Here is a 4,822-nt window from a genome sequence, read left to right as displayed (position 1 = left end):
CCGTCGGGCCACCGGACCGGCCGGCCCGCCGCCCAGGCGGCGGCCAGCGTCCCGGCCGTGTGCTCCTCAGCGGCCAACTCTCCGGCGGCGGGGTCTGTACCGGCACCCACCGGCAGGTCCGGCGCGGCGGACGTGGGCGTCTCCCGGACCCGGGTCAACTCGTCGTCAGCGGCTGCGACTTCACGCAACCACGCCACCGCCGCCGTCGCGTCCGCGCAGACCGACGCCGCACGCAGGCGTAGCGCGGGACGGCCCGCCTGGAGATGGCGCAGCACCCGCTCGTACGTCTCGGGCCGGGCGGCCAGATGGTCCGCGATCCGGGCGGCGTCGGCGCGCAGCGCGGCCGTACTGCCGGCGGACAGCATCAGACACGGTACGGTCGCCGGCCACGCCCTAGGCTCCGCCACCTCCCGCCGCTCCAGGATCAGATGGGCGTTGGTGCCACCGATGCCGAAGCTGCTCACCGCGGCCACGCGCGGACGTTCCCCGGGCCACGCCAGGGCCTCGGTCGGGATGTGGAACGGCGCGAGATCCTCGCCGATCCGCGGATTGATCCGGTGGAAATCGACGTTGGGCGGGATCACACCGTGATGGACCGCCAACGTGGCCCGCACGAGCCCGACCACCCCGGCGGCGGCGCCGAGGTGCCCGATCTGGCTCTTGACCGAGGCGAGGGCGCAGCGGTCCGGCTCGGCCAGGTCGTACGCCTGACGCAGCGCGCCGACCTCGACCGGATCGCCGAGCGGCGTGCCGGTGCCGTGTGCCTCCACGTACCCCAGGTCGGCGCTGGTGCGGCCACTGCGCCGCAGCGCGGTACGGATCACCTCGCGCTGCCCGGCGAGCGAGGGCGCCGCGTAACCGAGCTTGCCCGCACCGTCGTTGTTGAGGGCCGAGCCGGTGATGACCGCGTACACGGTGTCGCCGTCGCGCTCCGCGAGCCGGAGCGGTTTGAGGACCACCACCCCGACCCCGCTCGCGCCGACCGTGCCGCTCGCGTCGTCGCTGAACGGACGGCAGTGCCCGTCCTTGGAGAAGATGTGCTGCGGCCGGTAGCGGTAGCCGCCGCTCAGCCGGGTGTCGACCAAGACCCCGCCGGCCAGCATCACCTCCGCGTCACCCTGGCGCAGCAGGCCCGCGGCGACGTGGACGCCGACCAGGGAACTGGCGCAGGCCGCCTGCACGGTGAAGGCGGGGCCGGTGAGTCCGAGGTGGTAGGCCGCCTTGGTGGCGAGGAAGTCCTTCTCGTGATGGAGAGCCAGCTGGAAACCGTCCGGCAGGTACGCCGGGTCGCCTTCGCGCAGCATCTCCTGGAAGTACGTGTCCTCGCCGCAACTGGCGACCAGCCCGACGCGCCGTCCCGCCGGGTCGGTGATGCCGGCGTGCGCCAGCGCCTCCACACAGCTCATCAGCAGATGCCGCTGCTGCGGGTCCATCAGCCGGGCCTCCTGCCGGCTGATGCCGAAGCGCCCGGGGTCGAAGGCCAGCGGCCCGTCCATCAGGCTGCGGGCGCCCACCAGTCCGTCCGTCGCGTCGAAGTGCTCGATGCCCCGGCCACCGGCCTCGACCAGGGCCCAGAAGGCCGCGAGATCGTCGGCGCCGGGGAGCCGTACCGCCATCCCCACCACGGCGATCGGCTCGTCGGACGCGACGGCCGCGCCCCCGTGCGCCGCCACGTCCGCCGGGGACGGCCCGCCGTCCACAAAACGGGCCAGGGCCCGGATCGTGACGTGCTCGAACAGATCCGGGATGGTGAATCGCAGACCCTCCCCGGCGGTGCAGCGCAGATGGAAGCGCATCAGGTCGAGGCTGGTGGCCCCGGCGTCGAAGAACCGCTGCTCGGGCCCGACCGGTTTCCCGGTCACCGTCTCGAAGAGTTCGGTCAACCGGGCTTCGGCCGGGGAGAGTTCGGTGGCGGTGGAGCGTGGTGCCCGCAGGTCCTCCCCGTCGGCGGTCAGTGCCGCCCGGCGGTCGAGCTTGCCGCTGGGGGTACGGGGGAGAGTCCGCACCCGCCGGAAGCGCGCGATCCGTACGTAGGCGGGCAGCAGGGACGCCAGATGGCCGGCGAGTTCGTCGGGCGCCGGTGACGGTGTGGTGTCGCGGCACCGCACGCAGGCCACGAGGTCGTCGCCGTCCCGTACGACCACCGCGCTGACGATCGCCGGGTGCTGGAGGAGGGCGGCCTCGACCTGGCCCAACTCCAGCCGGTGGCCGCTCAGTTTGATCTGCTGGTCGTCCCGGCCCAGGTAGTGCAGAACCCCGTCCCGGTCGAAGGCGGCCTGGTCGCCGGTGCGGTAGAAGAGGCCGAGGCCGGGCAGTTCGGTGAAGCGCGTACGGTTGAGCTCCTCGTCGCCCAGGTAGCAGGGCGCGGCCATCGGGCCGCCGATCAGCAGGTGACCGGGGCAGCCGGGCGGTACGGCCTCACCGGCGTCGTCCACCACCCGCAGCCACGCGTCCGCCACCGGGCGGCCGATGGCCGGGCGGGCGGGCCAGCCGGCCGGATCGCCCTCCAGGCAGAGGCCGCTGACCACATGGGTCTCGGTCGGGCCGTAGTGGTTGAACAGCCGGGCCCCGTGAAGCCCCGCGAACCAGCGGCGGATGGCGTCGGTGCACACCAACTGCTCCCCGGCGGTGATCACGTCACGCAGCCGGGAGGGGAAGCGGCCGAGGTGGGCGCCGTGTTCGGCGAGGAGCTGGAGGGCCACGTACGGCAGGAAGAGGCGCTCGACGCCGGCGGATTCGAGCTGGTCCAGCAGCGCGGGGACGTCGTGCCGCCACTCCGGCCGCACCAGATGCAGGTGTCCGCCGCCGCACAGGGTGGTGAAGATCTCCTGGAACGACACGTCGAAGGACAGCATCGAGAACTGCTGCGTGACCGCGGGTGACCCCAGGCCGCCGCTGTCGCTCTGCCATTGCAGCAGGTTGCACAGGGTCCGGTCGGGTACCCGCACCCCCTTCGGCGTACCGGTGGAGCCGGACGTGAACAGGGTGTAGAGCGGCCGTCGACCGTCGTGGGGCGGCCAGGGTGCGGCGGGCCCGGGTGCGTCGGCCAGGACGACCGGGTGGCGGGCGAGGCCGGCGGGGGCGACGGCGTCCAGCTCCGCCTCCCCGCCGGGAGGCAGCAGGACGCACAACGGATCCACCTGGTCGAGGATCTGCCGCAGCAGCGCCGGTGGATAGGCCGGGTCCAGCGGTACGACGGTGACGTTCAGCCGCGCCAACGCCAGCAGGGCCACGACGTGTTCGGCCGAGGGCCCGAGATGCAGCGCGACACAGCGCGGCCCGGTGTCGTCGGGAGACAGCGCGTACCGGTCCCGTACCTCCGTGGCCAGCGCCGAGGCGTGCGCGTCGAGTTCGGCGTAACTCAGCGTGCGGCCACCGGTGGTCACCGCAGGGGCGGCGGGTGTCCGGCGGACCTGGCGGGCGAAGCCCTCGGCCACGGTGGTGAAGGCGAGCGGCGCCGACGGACCCCGGCCCGCGTCGGCGAGACCGCGTCGGTACGGGGCCACCAGCGCCCCGAGTGTGTCCGTACCTCCTTCGCCGAGCCGGTCGAGGCCGTCACGGAACAGGCGGGCCACGGCCTCGACTTCGGCGGGTTCGAAGTGGTCGTCGGCGTACTCCCACAGGCAGTCGAAGCCCGCCTCGTGCTCGACGACGGACAGGGTGAGCGGGCACTTGGCCTCGACGGGCCGCGGCCATACGGGACGGATCTCGCGGCCCGGCAGGGTGAGCGCGCCGAACTCGGTGTTCTCCAGTACGAACATGAAGTCGAACGGCGGGCCCTCGGCGCGGAACGGGTGGTCGGCCAGGGCGTCGGCGAGCACCACGTCCTGCCGGTCCAGCACCGCCTGCGCGGCGGCGCCCTGCCGGAGCAGCTGGGCCCGCAGCCCGTCGTGCGGCGCCAGGGCGAGAGGCAGCAGCACGGTGTTGGCGAACATGCCGACCCCGGCCTCGAACTCCCGCACCGGCCGGTTGGCCACCGGGCTGGCGATCAGGGGGTGGGCGCGGCCGGTCACACCGTACAGACTCCAGGCGAACACCCCCAGCAGGAGCTGGAACCGGGTGAGGCCCAGCTCCGCGCCCAGCCGGTCGAGCGAGGAGCGGCGGACCAGGTCGAGCGTGGTGTGCAGCAGCCGCCCCGCCGGACGGCCGCCGTCACGGACCGGCGGCAGAGGCGCCGCCACGTCCTCCACGGTCTCGTAGTGGGCGCGCAGGGCGGCGCGCCGGTCGCGGTAGGGCTGCCGGGTGAACCACTCCGCCTGCCAGGCGGCGAAGTCCAGGGGCGTGGGCACGGAGGCGTCGTCACGCGGAGTGCCGTGCTCCTCGGCGTCCGCGCCGGCCAGCACGGCGGCGTAGTCGGCCGACACCTCACGGAAGAGGACGTTCAGCGACCAGCCGTCGACCGCGATGTGGTGCAGACGCAGCAGCAGTACGTTGCTGTCCGCCAGCCACCGGGCCCGCAGCATGCGCGGGTCGGCCAGATCGAAGGGCTCGGCGAAGAACCGCTCTGCGGGGCCGCGCCAACCGTCCGGGTCAGGGCCGGACGCGGCCGTGTCCACCCCCGCCCACGGGTCGTACGCCTCCGCCACCTCCTGGTACAGCCCCTCGGGCGTGGCGCGGAAGCCCGTACGCAGCGCCGGATGCCGGGCCACCGAGCGCCGCAGCGCCTCGCGCAGCGCCCCGAGGTCGGGTGCGCCGTCCAGCTGGAGGGCGAGCGGAACGCCGTACGCCCGGGACTCCGGATCACGCTGCTGGAGCAGCCACAGCCGCTGCTGCTCCGACGTCGCCGGGGCGGAGCGCGCGCCCGCAGGGGCGGGCACCGGCG

General features: G+C 74.1%; 1 protein-coding gene. It reads right to left on the bottom strand.

Annotated features, from left to right (window positions below; translation table 11 throughout):
• Positions 1 to 4,822, bottom strand: a 4,822-nt coding sequence (locus tag GT042_RS11280; protein ID WP_161308578.1) for an AMP-binding protein, incomplete at both ends; no start/stop codon positions are given.

Source organism: Streptomyces sp. SID3212 (assembly GCF_009865405.1).
GTDB lineage: Bacteria > Actinomycetota > Actinomycetes > Streptomycetales > Streptomycetaceae > Streptomyces.
The sequence above is the reverse complement of the archived record's forward strand: the minus strand, read 5'-3'. Positions and strand labels throughout refer to the sequence as shown.